The organism is Pseudomonas fluorescens (assembly GCF_900636825.1).
GTDB lineage: Bacteria > Pseudomonadota > Gammaproteobacteria > Pseudomonadales > Pseudomonadaceae > Aquipseudomonas > Aquipseudomonas fluorescens_BG.
Map to the genome: position 1 here is coordinate 881,330 of NZ_LR134318.1, position 18,659 is coordinate 899,988.

Genomic DNA, 18,659 nt, shown 5'->3' on the forward strand with positions numbered 1-18,659 from the left:
GCCACTGGATGTGCTTCGCGAATCGCTGGAGCACGCCCAACGAATCAACCGGATCCAGCAGGTGCAGTGATGGCGGACAAGTTCCAGCTCAAGGCGTTGATCACCGGCGTCGACAAGCTGTCGCCGACGCTGAAAGGAGCGGCAAAAAACGTTGCGGGCTTCCGCAAGCAATTGAACAAGTCGGGTCTCGGCAACATCGGTTTTAAGGATGTGGTTCAAGGCGGTGCGTTTGCGGCGCCTTTCATTGCAGGCGCTCGCGCTGCGATGGAGTTCGAAACATCGATGGCGGACGTGAAGAAGGTTGTTGACTTCGACACGCCTGAGCAGTTCAAGCAGATGGGCAAAGACGTTCTCGATATGTCCGAGAGGATGCCCGTTGCGGCGAGCGGCATTGCCGCGATCGTCGCTGCTGGTGGTCAAGCCGGTTTCGCCCGTGGCGAGTTGAAACAGTTCGCCGAAGATGCGGTGAAGATGGGGATCGCTTTCGATCAGACGGCGGATCAGTCCGGCGACATGATGGCGAAGTGGCGGACCTCGTTCAAACTCACCCAGCCGGAAGTGGTGAAACTGGCCGACCAGATCAACTACCTGAGTAACACCGGACCTTCCTCGGCGGCGCAGATTGCTGACATCGTTACTCGCATCGGGCCTTTGGGTGCGATCGCTGGTTTGGCGTCAGGCCAGATCGCCGCGATGGGCGCAACGCTCGCGGGCGTCGGTGTGCCGAGTGAGGTCGCCGCAACCGGTATGAAGAACTTCATGCTTGCGTTGACGAAAGGCGGCTCCGCTACAAAACAACAGGCCAAAGCCTTCAAGTCCTTGCGACTGGATGTGAAGGACTTGGCGAAGTCCATGCAGAAGGATGCCCAAGGCACCATTGAAGATGTGCTTGCCCGAATTGCTCAGGTTGATCCTTCAAAGCAGGCTGGGCTACTCACCGAGCTGTTCGGAACCGAATCGGTTTCGGCAATTGCTCCGCTTCTGACTAATCTGGATTTGTTGAAAAAGAGTTTCCGCGACGTTGAGGACGGCTCTGGTTTTGCGGGTTCGATGCAGAAGGAATACGCCGCGCGTTCGGCCACAACCGCCAACGCAATGCAGCTCCTGCAAAACCGCGTAACCCGACTGGGCGTTGAAGTCGGGAACGCGCTACTTCCTCCCTTCAACGAGTTGATGACCGAAATAGGCCCTCTGGTTTCAAGGGTTTCGGCCTTGGCATCTGAGCACCCTGGACTGATCAAAGGGGTTCTAGGTGCTGGCGTGGCTTTCGGTGTGATGCGCGTGGCAGTCACCGCGGCCATGTGGGCCATGAAGTTGTTCAGCGCCGTAACGGCAATGAGCCCGGTCGGCATCATCGTGCGGGTCATTGCTCTGGCCGCTGGCTTGCTGATCGCGAACTGGAAGACGGTTGCTCCGTTCTTCGAAAGGATGTGGGAGCGGGTGCGGCGTCCGGCAATGGTGTTCTGGGAGTGGATCAAGCTGGCATGGCAGTTCACGCCCATGGCGCTGATTCAGGAAAACTGGGAGCCGCTGACCAAATTGTTCTCTGCAATTTGGAATGTGCTTTACGCCGTATCCACGCCGGTGATGAAGTTCTTGGGTGATCTGTTCGATTGGAGCCCGCTCGGGATGGTCGTCAATAACTGGGAGCCCATTGTGGCCTTTTTCAAAGGCATGTGGGATCGCATCAGGCCAATCCTTGAGCCGATGATGAAACTCCTCGGCATGGAAGAGGGGGGTAAAGGTTTCATCCAGACGGCTACAGACAAGGCGAACGAGTTCGCAGAAGCGCAAACGGCCCGCAATGCCGGTGTCGGCGGTGGTGACGGTTCGCTGATTGAGTCCGGCGCCGTGGAGGGCGCACAGCGCTATCAGCGAATGATGCGTAACGGCATGGGGATTCCCAGCACGGATAAATTGTTGAGCGCTCCAAACCTCGCTGGCGAGTCCAGTGGTGTTCTGCAGCAAGCCTCGGCCAATCAGGCTCAGAAGCTTAACGGTGAGTTGAGCATCAACATCAATGGAGCGCCGCCCGGCACGACTGTTGACCAGCCAAAAACCAATCAGCCCGGACTGAGCATCAAGCCCAGTGTTGGAACACGAACCATCGGCATAATGAGGCCCGGTCAATGACGAAGACGTGGCGTGATGAGATGTTGCCGGCTTCGTTTCGGGGGGTCAGTTTTCTGATCCCCCAAGCGTCGGTGCCTATCGGCATGAAGGTGCAGTTACATGAATTCCCGCAGCGGGATGAACCCTACGCCGAGCAATTGGGCAAGCAGGCGCAAGTGCACCGGCTGGTGTGCTGGATTATTGGTGATGACTGCTTTGAGCGCCGCGACAAATTCATTGAGGCCCTGCAAAAGCCTGGTGCTGGCGAGTTGGTGCACCCTTGGCTGGGTCGCATGCAGGTCAAGGCCGGTGAAGCTGAAGTCACCCATGAGTACACGCAAGGCGGCATGGCCTCGTTCGCGGTCACCTTCTACCCCGATATCCCGCTGACGTTCCCTAAACCGAAGGTCAACACCCAGCAGCAAGTCGTCAAGGCTTCGGAGACGTTTTGGGAATCCGCTTTGAGACGTTACAAGGCCGCGATGGCGGCAGTGGATCAGGCGAAGCTCGGGATTGCTCGACTGCGCAACACACTGTCGGGTGTCTACACCGCGATCCAGCAACAGTTTTCCAGCATCGTCGGTGTGTTCACGAACCTGACTGGTTTTGTGCAATCGCTGATCAATGCCCCGGATGCGCTGTCCGCTCTTTTCGGGAGCTACTTCAGTGACTTTTCGTTAGATGACTATTTCGGCGAAGAGTCCGATTCGAACTACCGCGACTCGGTGGCCAGCGCGACGCAGCAGACTGAATCAATCGTCAGCATCAACACCGTAAGTCAGGCAGGCGGTGTCGACGCCGCTGCGGCGTCACAGGCCACGGCCAACCTGGTTCAAGACGCGCTGCTCATGCAGGTGGCGTTGATCGTCAGTCAGATGCCAATTGCCTCTCAGCCGGTTTCAACGGTGTCCGCGCCTTCGGTTGAACAGCAAGCGGTGCAACCCGTCGTGCGGGCGGAAGTCCCGGTGGCGGATGACGTGATAGAGCTGCGCGATACGCTCAACGAGGCGATCTTTCAGGCATCGCTGAAAGCTGACCCGGAGCATTACATCGTGCTGAACACTCTGCGTCAGTCGATCGTGAAGCACCTGACCGCCGTTGCGGAATCCGGCGTGCGCCTGGTGGAGATCACGCCACCGGAAACCCTGTCGGCGCTGGTGCTGGCCTACCGTCGTTTCGGTGACGCCACTCGCGAATCCGAAGTGGTGCAGCGCAATCGACTACGTCACCCAGGGTTTGTGCCTGCGCTGCCTATCAAAATCGCACAGAGGTAACTCATGGACGACAACAACGCTGTCAGCCTCACGGTTGATGGCCTGGATTACTCTGGCTGGAAATCGGTGGAGATCTCTGCGGGCCTCGAGGATCAGGCGCGCTCCTTCAATCTCGGCATCACATGGAAGTGGGCGGGACACCTCGAACCGCTGCCCATCAAGAACGGTGCCAAATGCCAGGTGCGTATTGGTGATGATCTGGTTTTGACGGGGTGGGTGTTCAGCACGCCGATCAGCTATGACCACCAGCAAATCACCACCGGTGTAGGTGGCCGATCACTGACTGCGGACCTGGTCGACTGCGCGGCCGTCAACAAGCCCGGCCAATGGAACAACCAGAGCGTGCTGGCTATCGTCAGCGCGCTTGCAGCGCCCTACGGCATTCGTGTGCGCAGCGAGATCCCGGAAGGGGCAAAGCTTTCTGATCACACCATTGAGCCCGGTGAAACGGTTTTCGAATCCATCGACCGCCTGCTGACCTTGTTCCGGGTTTTCTCGACAGATGACGCCAAGGGCATGGCGGTGCTGGCGAAGCCAGGTAGCGAGGTCCGCGCATTTGACGCGATCGAGGTCGGGAAAAATATCCTTACGGGGGATGCCGGTCTCGACTTCTCCCCCGTGTTTTCGGAATACCAAGTCCTCGGTCAAAAGAGCGGCAGCGACGATGAATTCGGCGAGCAAGCCGCCGAGGTATCTGCCTCGCAATCCGATCCTCGTGTAACCCGCAAGCGCGTGATGATCATCCAGGAATCCGGGCAGATGACCAATGAGCTCGCGATGGCTCGGGCGAACTGGGAGCGCGGCAACCGGATGGGGAAAGCGCTTACCACTACCTACACCGTACAGGGCTGGCGCCAGTCCAATGGCGCGCTGTGGAAGCATAACTCGTTGGCCCGCGTAATCGATCCCATCATTGGGTTCGATCGAATCATGCTCATCGCCCGCGTGACTTACACGCTCAATGACAGCGGCATGATCACCACGCTGGAGGTCGGCCCGCCTGATGCTTACGAGCCAGAGCCACACGACCCTCACAAGGATCGCAAGCTTAAGAAGGGCGGCAAGGCCGACAACTTCGAATACCTCATTCCCGCAGACTACGAGCCCAAAAAATGAGCCTGAAAAGCGTGATGGCACGCGGCACGGTGGTGCTGGCGGCGGCCGGGAAGATGATGCAGACGCTGCAGGTGAGGCTGACGGCCCGTGAATTGAAGGACAACGTAGAGCACTTCGAGCCCTACGGGCTGACCAGCAATCCATTGCCCGGTGCCGAGGTGCTGACAATGTTCATGAATGGCGACCGCTCCCACGCGATTGTGGTAGTCGCCTCTGATCGCAGATACCGCATCAAGGAATTGGAGTCGGGCGAGGTGGCCATCTACACGGACGAGGGCGACAAGATCCACTTCAAGCGTGGACGGATCATCGATATCGAAACCGGCACCTTGAACATCAAGGCAACGACCGCGGTGAACTTTGACACCCCGGTCATCAACCAGACCGGGCAGATCGTCTCCACGGGTGATCAGGTCGCTGGCGGCGTCAGCCAGATCAACCATCCGCACGCAGGTGTGGAGATGGGTGACGATCAAAGCGGCCCACCTGTACCGGAGGTTGGATGATTATTTCTGCTGACCGTGATGCAGCGCTGACCCGCGCAGTGCTGATCAGTTTGTTCACTTGGCGCCGAGCGCTGACCGACGATCCCGTAGACGATGACGAGCTGTTCGGGTGGTGGGGTGATAGCTACCCGAACATAGCGGACGACCGCATTGGCTCGCGGCTTTGGCTACTGCGCCGGGTGAAGCTGACCGACGCAACGCAACGAGACGCAGAGTTTTACGCGAACGAAGCCCTGCGGTGGTTGATGGATGACGGCCATGCAATCGCGATAGAGGTCACCAGTGAGAAGGCTGAAATCAGTCGCCTCAACCTGACGGTCATCATCACGGTGCCCGGCGGTAACCGCATCGAAATCAAACCCCTATCTTCCTGGCAGGTGATCTATGCCGTTTGAGACACCTTCACTGCCGGTACTCATCAGTCGCACGCAAAGCGATCTGGCCAGCGACGCGCTGCGCCGCTCCGATGCGCAGGTGCTGGCCCGTACCTTGAGTGGGACAGCCTACGGGCTTTATGGATACCTCGACTGGATCGTCGACCAGATACTGCCTGACCGCGCTGATGAGGAAACCTTGGAGCGGGTGGCCGCTCTGCGGTTGAACCAGCCGCGCAATGCCGCTCAGCCTGCCGAGGGGGGCGCCATCTTCGCGGCAGCGGCCGGCGCGGTGCTGGATGCTGATGTCGTGCTTCAGGCTGCGGACGGCCGTATGTATCGAGTTACGGCTGGAGTCACGACCGTGGCCGGCACGAATACCGCAACGATTGAAGCGGTCGAAGCCGGGGCGCTTGGGAACGCCGACGAGGGACTACAGCTGACGTTGGTCCAGCCCGTGGCTGGCGTCACCAATGCCTTCACCGTCATTGCCCCGGGGCTTTCGGGCGGCATCGAAAAGGAAAGCGTGGAGTCGCTGCGTGCCAGAGTGATCCGCTCCTACCGAGTCATACCGCACGGAGGATCGGCGGACGATTACGAGACCTGGGCTTTGGAGTTTCCAGGGGTTACGCGGGCTTGGTGCCGGGGCAACTATATGGGCCCGGGCACAGTTGGGCTCTTCGTGATGCGGGACAACGATCCTGTACCAGTGCCGAACCCTACGCAGTTGCAGGAGATCAAGGATTACATCGAGCCTTTGAGGCCAGTGACGGCCGAACTTTACGTTCTGGCCCCAACATTGAAACCCGTTCTTTACAGCATTCACCCGGTACCGGATACGACGGCGGTTCGCGCGGCGATCACGGCAAGCCTGAAAGACTTGCATGAGCGCGAAGCCGGGCTGGGTGACACGCTGCTGATCAGCCACATCCGGGAGGCCATCAGCGGCGCGGCCGGGGAAACCGACCACTCGCTGACCGTACCAGTCGCAGACGTGCCCGCCGCTGCCAATGAGCTGCTGACCTTCGGAGGCATCACATGGCTGTAGCGAGAACTGCCGATCAGTACCGCCGGCAACTACGCGGTCTGTTGCCCTCCGGCCCGGCGTGGGATCCGGAGTTGGTGCCCGAGATCGAGCTTGTGCTGCGTGGTGTGGCCCTCGAATTCTCCCGCCTCGATGCGCGCGCCGTAGACCTGATGAATGAGATGGACCCATCAGGCGTCAGCGAACTCGTTCCGGACTGGGAAGCCGTGATGAATCTGCCGGATCCATGCCTCGGCCCCAACCCTGCGTTCGAAGATCGGCGGCTTACGGTTCGAAGGCGACTGGTTGAGGTAGGCGGGCAGAGCAGGGCGTATTTCATCGAAATTGCGGTGAGCCAAGGCTATCCCGACGCCACAATCACCGAGCACCGAGCGCCCCGTATGGGGCGTTCTCGTTTTGGTGTTTCGCACTTTGGCACTTGGAATGCGCAGTTCATTTGGACGCTGAATACCGGAGGCCGTAAGCGGCAAGGTAGGCGCTTCGGTGCCAGCTATTGGGGAGGTCGGTTCGGCACTAACCCTGGTGACCCGCTGGAATGTTTGATACGCGGACCCGCGCCGGCGCATACCGTCGTGCACATCAATTATGACTGAGAGGTAGCAAATGGATTATCCAAAAAGTGTGCCCAGTATAGGTCTGGTAGACGGAAAGTTTGTTGATGAAAACCCGCTGACCGGCACGCCAGGTTCATTGATACCGTCGCAATGGGGCAACTCAATCACTGACGAGGTTTTGAATGTCGTCAGCGGGGCAGGGCTTACTCCAAGTGAAGAGGACAATACTCAACTGAGGGTCGCAATCAACCAGCTGGTGCAGTCGAGTGTTATTCCTGCGGCGAGCAAAGCCGAAGCTGAAGCGGGGACGGATAATGTCAAGCGGATGACGCCGTTACGAGTTTTTCAGGCGATTGCCAAGGTGGTAGGGCAAGCCACAGAAGCTGTGTTGGGTTGGGCCAAGGTTGCTACTCAGGCGCAAACGGATGCTGGTGAGGATGACGCCACAATGGTTACGCCGAAAAAGCTTAGGATGGGCGTCGTGTGGAATTTCGGTGCCAATGGTTACCTCGCGCTACCGTCTTGGCTGGGCGGTGTGATTATTCAATGGGGCCAGCAGACGGCGCAGGTAGGTACGGCGATCGCAGCAAACGCCTATCCGTTTCCTATGGCTTTTCCCAACCAGATTTTCCGAATCATCGGGGATCGAGCCTCAGAAATGCAAAACTCTAACAACCCCTCTACGGCCCATTATTTCACGGCGAACACTATCAACTGGTCTGTGACCCATGTGCGAGCATCGGGAAGCGTGGCGATTCCTTTCGTTTATTTGGCCATTGGCCGTTGAGGTAAGAATGAAATATCTGACTTTTAATGACGCTGGTGAGATCAACGGTCGCTACGACAGCAGCTTCTATGTGGCCCTTCCCAGTGATGCAATGGAGATATCGGAAGCTTTGTGGCGTTCAACGCTGAACGAAACGGATGGTGTTTGGCGCTTGGTAGACGGTGAGTTGTTGAAGCAGCCGCAGCCTGTCGTTGAGCCGAATCTACACGAGCAGGAACGCGACTGGCGGGATAAGGAGTTGGTGAAACTGATATGGCTGCGTGACCGACATCGCGACCAATTAGAACTAGGCATCGAGACAATCCTCACTCCCGAGCTGTTTACCGAACTACTGGTGCACATGCAGTCGCTGCGCGACTGGCCCCAGTCGCCGCAGTTTCCCGATCAAGCTCAGCGGCCTGTGGGACCAACATGGATTGCTGACCAAGATAAATAAACGCCCGCACCGCCTGGGCGTTTTTTTGTATTCGTAACTAGGCCCGCCATCGCGCGGGTTTTTTTGTGCCTGGAGAGAGCTGATGACTTTGACTGATAAAGACCGAGACATACTTGCCCGCACGCTTTGGGGGGAGGCGCGCGGCGAATCACTGGCTGGACAGTTAGCCGTGGCCTGGACGATTCGCAATCGAGTGAACGACGGTAAGACCAAGTCGTGGTGGGGCGAGGGCTACGTGGGCGTGTGCCAGAAGCCTTATCAGTTCAGCTGCTGGAACAAAACAGACCCGAACTATCAATTCCTGATCGGCGTGAAGCAGATCCCGTTCCGCGAACTGGCGCAGTGCCGAATTGCTGCTGACCAAGTGATCGACGGCAAAGTGCCGGATCCTACCGGCGGCGCCACGCACTATTACGCCACCAGCATCAAGGCACCGGGCTGGGCGGCGAAGGCCAAGCAGACATTGAAGCTCGGGCACCACGTCTTTTTCAAGGATGTTCCGTGACAGCCGTCGCTTGGCGCCTAATTGGCGTGCTGGCGCTGATGCTCGCCGGCTTCGGCAGTGCCTGGCAGTTTCAGGACTGGCGCTATGGTCGTCAGCTCGCCGAGCAGGCCAGGCTGCACACCGACACCCTCAATCAAATGGCCCTGGTCGGTGCGGCCGCGCAACAAGCTGAGCAGGACAAGCGTCTCGCGCTCGAACAGAAGCTGTCGGCCAGCGAGAAAACCCACTTTGAGAAAATGACCAATGCACAAAACGATCAGGCTCGCCTGCGCGATCGTCTTGCCACTGCTGATGTGCGGCTGTCAGTCCTCATCGCCGCGGATTCAGCCAGTGGGTGTGACGTGCCAAAAACCACCGGCGCCGGCAGCGTGGATCATGCAACCGTACGAGCCAGACTTGACCCGGCGCATGCTCAACGAATTATCGCCATCACCGACACCGGCGACCGTGGACTGATCGCGCTTCAGGCGTGCCAAGCGTATGTAAAAGCGCTGGCTCAATGACGAACCGATGCGCTTTCTACAATGATGAAAAGCGCCTCAATCGTGGCGGGGTTCAAGCAGCGAGCAGCTTCCAGCCCTTCCACAAAACCCTCGGCGCGTTCGACCGCCAGGCGGATATCGGCCTCACCCTGAGCATCCGAAACCCTGCGCACGTGACCGCCGATCTTGCTCTGCATTACTTGTGGAAGCTCGAGATCTTCAAGGTTCTTCATGGCGCTGGCCACTTCATTCCTCTTCACTGTCTCTCCGCTCCTGGAGCAATCGCTGGTTTTCATCATGGAGAAAGCTCCTTTGGTGTTCAACTTGAACAAATTTACGCTTCTCAGTCAGTAACTCCGATTCAACTGACATGAGCTTTGCTCTCAGAGAATCCCTCTCCTGTGTGATCCGGTCATTATCCCGAACCAAGCCTTGAACGTTTTCCAGCGCTCGCTGCAGCTGAAGGGTGAGCGCTTCGAATTCGTTCTCGTACATCCGGAGCTGATGCCGGCAGGTTTCGAGCGGAGTCGGGGTGCCGAGCCAATCGTCGGTGTCTTCTATATAGAGGGGGTCCACGGAGGCGCCTTGCTGAGTACTGTTTGGATGTACAGTAATCGAGGCGCCGTAACTGGGCGACCTTAAGGCGACGAGCTGCAGGCACAACCATTCAACGTGGAACTGGCGTCAATTTAGCTTAAGCATCTGCGCCAGTAATGGATCATTCGACCCCAAGACGGCCGCCTGTATATCCACGAAGTACATGCCTCCCGTAATTTCACCTACGACCTCGCCCTCTTCAATCCATTTTTTCAGCTGCTGCAGGCTAGGTTTATTGCCCGCATAGCGCAGCTTTCGATACTCGCTGGCCTCCATCAGCCTGGGCAGTCTAACGGTGACCTGAGAAAGAATTTTCATACTCCTTGCCCTCTCCGAGCCGCCTCTACACGCTCAACCAGACTGCTTCCAGCCGTCCTATCAAGCCGCGCTGGTTCACGGTAGTGAGCATTTGGCTCCACATAGTAATTGCGCCCATGCTTGATCGGGGCAGGGGAGATTCGCCCTTCGCGTGCCCACTTTCTCAGCGTGTTTGAGCAGGGAGGCGTTCTGAAGTGATCTTTGGCCCATTCAGTGAGAGTCAGTTTGGTCATGAAGGCACCGGGTCATGAGTTTATTATCAAACTTATTTCAGTCGGAGCTCTGGCTCTTTCTTAGCTTCGCAGCGCCCTCCGAGGAGGCTGATGACAACTTGGCGCAACACCTTTGCATGCCCATCCCCGCCGCGAATGCAAGGGATCGAGTTGTCATGTAACCAGCGTGACTGAGCGGCCGGCCGCTCATAGCCCGTAAATACGGCCATTTCGTCTTTCGTTAGAAACATATCGTTCGCTCGTGCAATGCTTATAACCCCTGCATTTGCTGCCGCTTGCGAGTAAAGAATTATCGCCATCACCGACACCAGTGACCGCGGACTGATCGCGCTGCAAGCCTGCCAGGCATACGTGAAAGAGTTCGCTTACGCGCGCACTGAATGAGTATAGCGGCGGTGATGTGAGGATTTGTCAATCCGGCGCCATCATGACAGCCAAGGTCATCTTGATGAATTCCTCATTCTTGTTGATGGCCCATAGTGCGCCACGCACGTTCTCAGCAACCTCGGCCGAGCCTCGCTGCTCAACCCAGTTTGTCAGCTCCATGATGGCTGCTTCGAGGGCGAGCTGGTTCTCGTTAATTTTGTAGAGCAGAGAAGGGAGCAAGTCTGAATTTGGCATGTGATGTCCTCCTTGATGAGGACAGCGTAGCAGTCGGAAGCGTCGAGACTTGTTTGGTAGAGAGCAGCCAGCAGTCACTCGTCGCGTTGCGTCGCTATGAAATAATCCAAAGAGGGGAGTTTGAAGGGAGGATGCTTAGCCCAATGGACGATTGTAGTTTTCGTCCCGCAAGGATGCCTCTGAAGATGAAGAACATATTCAGAGGTTCTGTCTCCGAACGGCTTTCCTGGGTCATAGGAAGGATAGCCAATATGATAATGCCAGAGATTGTGCTCGCGAACGAAGAGAACTTTTTTAAGCCATTCCCCGTCATCGGTAGGGATGTCGTCGGACTTCTTCAAGCGACCTTCTAGCAGTATCAGGCCGTTTTCCTCAACGTGCGTGATGAAATTATCAACAGGGAAGAGCTCATTCGCAGCCATGTCGAGATAGGTAATCTCGAAATGATCGCTCATGTTCACGATGTGGGCTGGCTGTTTTTCCTTCGGTTGCGTATCCATTCTCTTCGCTCTTCACCGGTTAGGCCGGCTGGAAAATTCACCACACCACTTCCTAGGGCCTTCTTCATAATTTCGAGATCGAAATTGAAGACCCGTTCCTCGGAATCATTCCTTGGCACGTTTGGTTTCTTCTGCATGTTTTTTGGCCCTTTTGGGTCCATAACCTCAGCTCGTATGAGATGAGTCCCGATAAAGCAACTACACGTTAGAGTGCGCCGGGAGCCAAGCGTTCATGTTCTACTCTCGTAGCGCTGTGGCGTAACGCAATCATAGCCTAGTGATGGCTCGCTAGAGAATAGATCCAATACTGTTCATTTGAACAGGTAAATTCGGGTGTGTGACGTGCAAAAGCTGTCATAAAGCTGGCAATACCGAGCCAAAACCACCCATTCAGACACAAAAAAGACACTTGCGGTAATCGCTAAGTGTCTGATTTGTAACGCTTATTTGGTGGAGCCGGGGGGATTTGAACCCCCGTCCGCCAGTACTCCGCTGTCGGTACTACATGCGTAGCCGTGTCTATTAAGTTAACCCTCAGCGACCCGACGGGCAGGGTGCTTTGGGCGAGTTGTGTAAGTTTTAGCCGCTTCGTCCACAACGTACTGCACGGCGATTCTGTTCTATATGACAATCATTTTGGGTTTACAGACATCCCCTGATGATTGCTGGACCCGAAGGTACCAGGAGCATTGTCAGCTGCAATTAAGCAGCGAGAGCAACACCGTATTGGTCGTCATTGGCAACTATAAGTAGTTGCAACAGTGGATTTACGACTTCTGTTACCAAGTCGGCATGCACCTAAAGTTTCGCAACCGGCGTCGAATCCTAAACGGCCCCGAACTCATTGCTCAATGAATCTGTTTGAGCAACAAGCCTGCACAGTGTACGTCAATCAGCCCGCGAGGCCAACCCGCAGGTTGGCCCGGCGTTGATCAATTGTTGGTGCCGGTGGCTTTGCGCATTTCCACGATGAGTTGCGAGGTTTCCGCAACGCAGTCGTCGATTTTGCCTTCGGCTTTGAGCGACTGGGCTCTGGCCACGCTGGTTTCAGCGCGCTGCACCAGCTCTGGTTTAGACGCCAACTGCGCCTTGGAATTGTTGATCGTCTGAATATTGGCATCACACAGATCGGCTGGTTTGTCTGCGGCGAACGAAGTGGACGCCATCATCGAGGCAGTAACGAACAGACCTAACAGTACAGAACGCTTCATGTGTATCTCCTTGAACTGAGGGATCCAGGCTTCGCTGACCGCTGGGCGAGCCACCGAATGGAGGAAAAGCCCCGATTGTTCGGGGCCTGTTCTGTGGATCGCCGTCTCGCTTGAGAGTTCTATTTTTCTTCAGGCGACTTTCGCCCGCGTGACCCGATCGACCAGATAAACCAGCCCGTGGTAGTCGATTCCGCCATGTTGCGTCAGACCGATCTCGCACGTCCGGCTGGTCGAAATCCCTTCGCTGCAATGCTGCACCGCCTCCTTGAGCGTGCGCAGCGAGTGACTGTTCAGCTCCGGCGTGGTGAATCCCTTGTCGCCGGCAAATCCGCAGCAATGAATACCTTCCGGAATGACCACCTGCTTGCTGCATTTGCGTGCGAGGTCGATCAGCGCTTGGCTTTCGCCCAGATGCTGGGTGCTGCAGGTGACGTGCACGGCAATCGGTGCGTCTTGAGGGGTGAAGTCCAGTCGGTCGAGAAGATGCGTACGGATGAAGCGCACCGGATCGTACAGATCCAGGCGAATGTCTCCTACGTCTTGAACCAGGCGCAAGGTGCACGGGCTGGTGTCGCAGTAAATCGGGTCGAGTCCGCCGCGGCTGGCGTGCAACAGTGCGCTGATCAATTCTTGACGTTTGTGTTCGGCCTGCTCGGCGTAGCCTTTGGAGGCGAAGGGCTGGCCGCAACAGAGATTGTCGAGATTGTCCGGGAAGACCACTTGGTAACCGGCTTTTTCCAGCAGACCGCGAGTTTTGTCGTACAGCGACATCTGCTCTTTATCGCCGGCTGCGGGGCCCATGACGCGCGAAACACAGGCTGCGAGATAGACCACCCGCGGGCGTTCGTCAGGCACGCTCGGGCTGAAGCGAATGGCTTTTTCCGGTCGGGGCATGGCGTTGGTCCATAACGGGACGTGGCCTTTGGACAAGCGTGTAAGCGTTGCCGACAACTTCGCCAATCGCGGCGCCCCAAGCATCATCCGTGCGCCGTTGGCGGCGTGCAGAGTGAAGCGTGCGCCTTGCAGGGTCTTGGCGAAATTTCCTTCGATCCAGTCAGCGCTTTTCTGATGGGTTGCGTGTCGGCCACGGAGCTTTTTCACCAGCTCACCGGTATTGATGCCTACAGGGCAGCGTTGCGCGCACAGACCGGTCGCGGCGCAGGTGTCGATGCCTTGGTAGTCGTAGGCTTTTTCCAATTCGGTGGTGTCGATGCCGGCACGTTTTTTTGCCTGAATATCACGCCAAATGACGATGCGCTGGCGCGGGCTCAGCGTCAGCCCTTTCGATGGGCAAACCGGTTCACAGAAACCGCACTCGATGCATTTGTCGACAATCTCGTCCGCCGCCGGCAGCGGTTTGAGATGTTTGAGATGGATCTGCGGATCTTCGCTGAGCACTACGTCCGGATTGAGAATGCCGTTCGGGTCGAGCAGACGTTTGAGCTGCCACATGAGTTGATAGGCGTCGCTGCCCCATTCCAGTTCCACGAACGGCGCCATGTTGCGCCCGGTGCCGTGTTCGGCCTTCAGCGAGCCGCCGAATTCCACCGCGACCAATTGAGCGACGTCGTCCATGAACGCCTGATAGCGTGCGACTTCTTCCGCGCTGTTGAAGCCCTGGGTGAAGACGAAGTGCAGATTGCCTTCCAGCGCGTGTCCGAAAAGGATCGCCTCGTCGTAGGAATGTTTTTCGAACAGCTCGATCAAGCGGTTCACGCCGATCGCCAGTTGCTCAACCGGGAAGGTCACGTCTTCGATGATCACCGTAGTGCCGGTTTTGCGCACGGCACCGACGGCGGGGAAGGTATCTTTGCGGATCGCCCAGAGTCGGGCGTTTTCCACCGGGTCTTCGGTGAAGTCGACCTGTTTCTCCACGGGGAAATCGCGCAGCGAAGCCATGATTTCCGCCAGTTGCTCCTGCAGCAATGTGGAAGACGCGGCGCGGGATTCGATGAGCAGCGCGCAGGCATTTTCCGACAGCAACTGTACGAAAGCGGGCATGCCTTTTTTATCCTGCACCGAGCGCAGACTACGTCGGTCGAGCAGTTCCACTGCGGATACCGGTTGGCTTTTCAGCACGGTCACCGCGTTGCAGCACGTCTCGACATCCGGAAACACGATCAGCGCCGAGGCCTTGTTCGGATGATCGATGACCGTGTCGTAAGTCACCGCACTGATGAACCCGAGCGTCCCTTCGGAGCCAACCAGCAAGTGGCTCAAGATATCCACAGGCTCGTCGAAATCCACCAAGGCGTTGAGTGACAGGCCAGTGGTATTTTTCAGACGATATTTGTGGCGGATTCGCGCAGACAGATCGGCATTCGCGCGGGTTTCGCGGCCCAATGTCGCCAGGCGTTCGAGCATTTCGCCGTGGCTTGAGCGAAATTCCGCGACGCTGGCAGGGTCTTCGGTATCCAGGCGTGTGCCATCGGCCAGCACCAGACGAATCCCGGCCAGGGTGTGATAGGTGTTTTGCGCGGTGCCGCAGCACATGCCACTGGCATTGTTGGCGACGATTCCGCCGATTTTGCAGGCATTGATCGACGCCGGGTCCGGACCGATCTTGCGCCCGAACGGTGCCAGCCAGGCGTTGGCCTGCGCGCCGATCACCCCCGGTTGCAGGCGGATCTGCGTGCCCTGCGCGCGAATCTCGCGAGCGTTCCAGTTATCCCCAAGCACAATCAGCACGGAATCGCTGATCGCCTGCCCGGACAGGCTGGTGCCGGCGGCGCGGAATGTCACCGGAACGTGGTCGCGTTGAGCCAGTTGCAGCAGCGCTACGACCTCTTCTTCAGACTCAACGCGGATCACCAGTTTAGGGATCAGCCGATAAAAACTGGCGTCGGTGCCAAAGGCCAGGGTCGACAGCGGATCGTCGAAACGCCGGTCAGCCGGAATCAGTTGTTCGGCATCACGCAGGAAAGCAGCAGGAAGACTCATTGATCCTCCAGAATCAGCACGACCAGATCTTTCGGGCCGTGTGCGCCGTAAGCCAGCACTTGCTCGATGTCAGCGGTTTTCGACGGGCCGGAGACCAGCAGCGCGTTGGTCGGCATGCCTTGCGCCCATTCGAATTCCTCTTGCACCTGATAGAAGTCGTCGCGGATCTGGCTGGCCTTGAGCAGGGCAAAATGTACCGGCGGCACCAAACTCATCAAGCGTGGCTCTTCACGGGTTGGCCAGATAATCAGGCTGCCGGTCGCGGCGATGGCGCCGAGGGTGCCGGTGAGGCTGGCCGGGGTGTCGTTGAACAGCTCGGCTTTCCACTCTTCCATCGGTCGGTCGTAGGATTTCAGTGCTGGCAGCTCTGGATTATTCGCCCAGTGCTGCGTGATGCGTTGCCCATGCGGCGTGGTCGGCGCGATCAACAGGCTTGGCAACTGGCGATCCCTTAGCAGTTGCGCGAGCAGCGCCGGCCACTCGGCGTCCGAGGTCAGATGTATTTCGGTGTGCACCGCTTCCATCAGTTTGCGAAATTGCGGGATGCGTTGTTCGGGGCTGTAAGTGTACGGCTGCGTCAGTAGCTCGACGTCGAAGTTGTCGGCGATCGGCGTGGTGCCTGTCAGACTTTTCCGTAGCTTGCCGAGGATATTGTGCTTGGCGCTCATCGATGCTCTCCCTGTTTGGCCAAATGCTCGCGGGCCATGTCATGCAACGAACGCGCGGCGGGTTTGGGCGCGCTGTGGTTCTGCGTCCATGGGCCGACGTTGCTCGGTGTCAACGCGCGTAGACGCGTGGCGAAGAAAGCGAACAAGCGATACAGCGTCGGCGAGCTGTTGAGCCTGGCCCAGGCATTCCAGATGAAACGTTCTTTGCGCGAATATTTGCTGCCCTGGCCCCGCATCACCTGATTCGGCGCGTCCGGGGCTTTGACGTTTTCCTCACGCAGACGGCGCAGGATTGCCGGGATCGGAATTTTTACCGGACACACTTCACCACAGGCGCCGCACAAGGAAGATGCGCTTGGGTGATCCGGGACTTTCGCCAGGCCGACCATGTGCGGCGTGATGATCTTGCCGATTGGCCCCGGATAAACCTCGCCATAAGTGTGGCCGCCGACTCGGGTGTAAACCGGGCAATGATTCATGCAGGCGCCGCAGCGGATGCAGTTCAGGGTCTGGCGCAATTCACTGTCGGCGAAGGCCTGGCTGCGACCGTTGTCGAGCAGCACCAGATGCACTTCCTGCGGGCCGTCGAGTTCATGTTCCTTGCGCGGGCCGGAGATCATGTTGACGTAAGTGGTGATCGGAATGCCCAGCGCCGAGCGCGTCAGCAGTGACAGCAGCGGCACCACGTCACGCAGGTTTTCCACGACTTTTTCGATGCCGGTGACGGCGATGTGCACCGGTGGCACGGTGGTGGTCATGCGCCCGTTGCCTTCGTTTTCCACCAGCAACAGGGTGCCGGTTTCGGCCACGGCGAAGTTGACGCCGGAGACGCCGATGTCCGCTTCGAAAAATTTCTGCCGCAGGACCCTGCGACCGATCTGAATGAGTTGGTCAACGTCCTTGGTGTATTCCACGCCAAGTTTGTCGTGGAACAAGGACGCGACCTGACCGGCATTCTTGTGGATCGCCGGCATAATGATGTGTGAAGGCTTCTCGTGGTCGAGCTGGACGATGTACTCCCCCATGTCGGACTCCAGACATTCAATGTCTCGAGCCTCGAGGAAATGGTTCATCTCCATCTCTTCGCTGACCATCGATTTGCCCTTGATCACTTGCCGCGCCTCGTGAGCGCGGATGATCGATAAGACGATGCCGTTGGCCTCGTCCACCGTTTCCGCCCAGTGCACTGTCACACCGTTGCGGGTCAGGTTCTGTTCCAGTTGCTCAAGCAAATCGGGCAACTTGGACAGCGCGCGGGCCTTGATCGAATTGCCCAGTGCGCGCAAGTGTTCTCTTTCGTGGGCATCGCTGAAAGCCGCTGCCCGCTTGGTCATCAGTGAGTCCATGGCAGTGCGGAAATTGTTCCGCAGCTGCTGATCACCCAAGGCGTTGTGTGCCCGGGTGCGGAAATCTTCTTCCACGGCCACCGTAGGAATAATCGCGGAAGTGCTCATTGCGCATCTCCGGTTCGCTGCCAGAGGAAGCTCGCCAGATGTTGCCCGCGTAACGCTTCCTGCTGTTTCTCCAGCGCGCCGTTGATGTTCATCAAACAGCCGCAGTCGGCACTCAGTACCTTGTGCGCGCCGGACTCCTTCAGTGCGCGGGTCTTGTCAGCCACCATCGCGCCGGAAATGTCTGGCATACGGACGCTGAATGTCCCACCAAAGCCACAGCATTCGCTTTCATGGTCATGATTGACCCGTTCCACGTTGCTCAACTGCGCCAACAACTCGCGGCCGTGCAGGTGGGTATTCATTTCACGGCGTGCCGAACACGAGGTGTGCAGCGCGACCTTCACCGGTTCGCCGCTGTCCTTGAGCTGCACCTTGCAGACGAACAGCAGAAATTCGGCCAGTTCATAAGTCCGAGCCGCGAGAGCCTGAACCTGTTTCAACGTTTCCGGCTCGTCCTTGAACAAGTTGGCGTAATGTTCGCGCAGCATGCCGGCACAGGAACCCGATGGCACCACCACCGGATAATCCCCGGCAAACAGCGCCAGTTGCGAGCGCGCTACCGTTCGCGCCTGCTCGGTGTAACCGGAGGTGTAAGCCGGTTGCCCACAGCAGCTCTGGCCTTGCGGATACTCGACCCGGATCCCTTCGCGCTCCAGCAAGTGGATCGCGTCCATCCCGGCCTCGGGGTAGAACAGGTCGACCACACACGTGCCGAACAGGTAGACCCGCGATGGTTTTTCGCTGGGGTATTGCCGAGGTTCGGGCAGTGGCGGTGCCACGCGAGTCGCGTTTGGCACAGCGTTGTAAAAAAGCTCGCTCATCAGGCGTGTCTCCGGGTGGGCCCGGTTATCCGTCTGTTGCGGCTGCTGAATATAGAGAGCATTGCTTTCAGCAGCCTTACAGACCGGGTGGTGAATTGCTGACGC

22 protein-coding genes, 1 other RNA gene and 1 pseudogene are annotated in these 18,659 nt (G+C 57.8%); 12 read left to right on the top strand and 12 right to left on the bottom strand.

Annotation, left to right across the window (positions count from 1 at the left end; genetic code table 11):
- Positions 1–69: 69 nt before the first annotated feature.
- From EL257_RS03935 to EL257_RS03985, 12 genes and pseudogenes are all read left to right on the top strand, one after another.
- Complete coding sequence (locus EL257_RS03935; RefSeq protein ID WP_126360017.1) at positions 70–2,133, top strand: phage tail tape measure protein; 2,064 nt, start codon at positions 70–72, stop codon at positions 2,131–2,133.
- On the top strand, positions 2,130–3,386 hold the full coding sequence (locus EL257_RS03940) for a DNA circularization protein (protein WP_126360019.1): 1,257 nt from the start codon (positions 2,130–2,132) through the stop codon (positions 3,384–3,386). The genes EL257_RS03935 and EL257_RS03940 overlap by 4 nt, the downstream gene beginning before the upstream one ends.
- A 3-nt stretch (positions 3,387–3,389) precedes the next feature.
- Positions 3,390–4,502 carry a phage baseplate assembly protein gene (locus tag EL257_RS03945; RefSeq protein ID WP_126360021.1) on the top strand — a complete coding sequence of 371 codons (1,113 nt, stop codon included), beginning with the start codon at positions 3,390–3,392 and terminating at the stop codon, positions 4,500–4,502.
- Entirely contained in the window at positions 4,499–5,008 is a 510-nt protein-coding gene (locus EL257_RS03950; RefSeq protein WP_126360023.1) for a phage baseplate assembly protein V, read from the top strand. The genes EL257_RS03945 and EL257_RS03950 overlap by 4 nt, the downstream gene beginning before the upstream one ends.
- Entirely contained in the window at positions 5,005–5,403 is a 399-nt protein-coding gene (locus EL257_RS03955) for a phage GP46 family protein (RefSeq protein WP_126360024.1), read from the top strand. The genes EL257_RS03950 and EL257_RS03955 overlap by 4 nt, the downstream gene beginning before the upstream one ends.
- Entirely contained in the window at positions 5,393–6,430 is a 1,038-nt protein-coding gene (locus EL257_RS03960; protein ID WP_126360026.1) for a baseplate J/gp47 family protein, read from the top strand. Before EL257_RS03955 ends, EL257_RS03960 begins: the two co-directional genes overlap by 11 nt.
- Positions 6,421–7,020, top strand: coding sequence for a YmfQ family protein (locus tag EL257_RS03965; protein ID WP_126360028.1), 600 nt, complete (start codon positions 6,421–6,423; stop codon positions 7,018–7,020). Before EL257_RS03960 ends, EL257_RS03965 begins: the two co-directional genes overlap by 10 nt.
- A gap of 10 nt (positions 7,021–7,030) precedes the next feature.
- Positions 7,031–7,246 (top strand): annotated as a pseudogene (locus tag EL257_RS03970) (hypothetical protein); the annotation flags it as partial.
- A 207-nt stretch (positions 7,247–7,453) separates the two neighbouring features.
- Positions 7,454–7,768, top strand: a complete 315-nt coding sequence (locus EL257_RS28340; RefSeq protein ID WP_419866609.1) for a gp53-like domain-containing protein — start codon at positions 7,454–7,456, stop codon at positions 7,766–7,768.
- A 7-nt stretch (positions 7,769–7,775) separates the two neighbouring features.
- Positions 7,776–8,204: a phage tail assembly chaperone gene (locus EL257_RS03975; protein ID WP_232013065.1), complete on the top strand. Its 429-nt coding sequence runs from the start codon at positions 7,776–7,778 to the stop codon at positions 8,202–8,204.
- A gap of 82 nt (positions 8,205–8,286) precedes the next feature.
- Positions 8,287–8,709 carry a cell wall hydrolase gene (locus tag EL257_RS03980; RefSeq protein WP_126360030.1) on the top strand — a complete coding sequence of 141 codons (423 nt, stop codon included), beginning with the start codon at positions 8,287–8,289 and terminating at the stop codon, positions 8,707–8,709.
- A gap of 38 nt (positions 8,710–8,747) precedes the next feature.
- A complete protein-coding gene (locus EL257_RS03985; RefSeq protein WP_126367988.1) occupies positions 8,748–9,212 on the top strand; it encodes a lysis system i-spanin subunit Rz in 465 nt (154 codons plus the stop codon).
- Here EL257_RS03985 and EL257_RS03990 read toward each other — a convergent pair.
- The 12 genes from EL257_RS03990 to EL257_RS04050 form a co-directional block, all read right to left on the bottom strand.
- Positions 9,206–9,490, bottom strand: a complete 285-nt coding sequence (locus EL257_RS03990; protein WP_126360033.1) for a hypothetical protein — start codon at positions 9,488–9,490, stop codon at positions 9,206–9,208. The genes EL257_RS03985 and EL257_RS03990 overlap by 7 nt on opposite strands.
- Positions 9,491–9,875: 385 nt before the next feature.
- Positions 9,876–10,106, bottom strand: a complete 231-nt coding sequence (locus EL257_RS04000; protein WP_126360037.1) for a hypothetical protein — start codon at positions 10,104–10,106, stop codon at positions 9,876–9,878.
- Complete coding sequence (locus tag EL257_RS04005) at positions 10,103–10,339, bottom strand: excisionase (protein WP_126360039.1); 237 nt, start codon at positions 10,337–10,339, stop codon at positions 10,103–10,105. The genes EL257_RS04000 and EL257_RS04005 overlap by 4 nt, the downstream gene beginning before the upstream one ends.
- 32 nt (positions 10,340–10,371) lie before the next feature.
- Positions 10,372–10,638 (bottom strand): DUF4224 domain-containing protein, encoded by a 267-nt coding sequence (locus EL257_RS04010; RefSeq protein WP_331852529.1) that lies wholly within the window; start codon positions 10,636–10,638, stop codon positions 10,372–10,374.
- A 112-nt stretch (positions 10,639–10,750) separates the two neighbouring features.
- Complete coding sequence (locus EL257_RS04015) at positions 10,751–10,960, bottom strand: hypothetical protein (protein ID WP_126360041.1); 210 nt, start codon at positions 10,958–10,960, stop codon at positions 10,751–10,753.
- Positions 10,961–11,034: 74 nt separating this feature from the next.
- Positions 11,035–11,460, bottom strand: a complete 426-nt coding sequence (locus EL257_RS04020; protein WP_126360043.1) for a hypothetical protein — start codon at positions 11,458–11,460, stop codon at positions 11,035–11,037.
- Between the two features lie 448 nt (positions 11,461–11,908).
- Positions 11,909–12,297, bottom strand: a transfer-messenger RNA (tmRNA) gene (gene ssrA / locus EL257_RS04025).
- A gap of 95 nt (positions 12,298–12,392) precedes the next feature.
- Positions 12,393–12,671 (bottom strand): hypothetical protein, encoded by a 279-nt coding sequence (locus EL257_RS04030; protein WP_093104826.1) that lies wholly within the window; start codon positions 12,669–12,671, stop codon positions 12,393–12,395.
- 129 nt (positions 12,672–12,800) lie between these two features.
- Positions 12,801–15,611: an FAD-binding and (Fe-S)-binding domain-containing protein gene (locus EL257_RS04035; RefSeq protein ID WP_126360045.1), complete on the bottom strand. Its 2,811-nt coding sequence runs from the start codon at positions 15,609–15,611 to the stop codon at positions 12,801–12,803.
- Positions 15,608–16,279 carry a LutC/YkgG family protein gene (locus EL257_RS04040; protein ID WP_126360047.1) on the bottom strand — a complete coding sequence of 224 codons (672 nt, stop codon included), beginning with the start codon at positions 16,277–16,279 and terminating at the stop codon, positions 15,608–15,610. The genes EL257_RS04035 and EL257_RS04040 overlap by 4 nt, the downstream gene beginning before the upstream one ends.
- The gene (locus tag EL257_RS04045) at positions 16,276–17,733 is read right to left on the bottom strand and encodes a LutB/LldF family L-lactate oxidation iron-sulfur protein (RefSeq protein ID WP_126360049.1); all 1,458 of its coding nucleotides are present in this window, start codon (positions 17,731–17,733) and stop codon (positions 16,276–16,278) included. Before EL257_RS04045 ends, EL257_RS04040 begins: the two co-directional genes overlap by 4 nt.
- Positions 17,730–18,554 carry a (Fe-S)-binding protein gene (locus EL257_RS04050; RefSeq protein WP_126360051.1) on the bottom strand — a complete coding sequence of 275 codons (825 nt, stop codon included), beginning with the start codon at positions 18,552–18,554 and terminating at the stop codon, positions 17,730–17,732. Before EL257_RS04050 ends, EL257_RS04045 begins: the two co-directional genes overlap by 4 nt.
- Between the last annotated feature and the right edge of the window lie 105 nt (positions 18,555–18,659).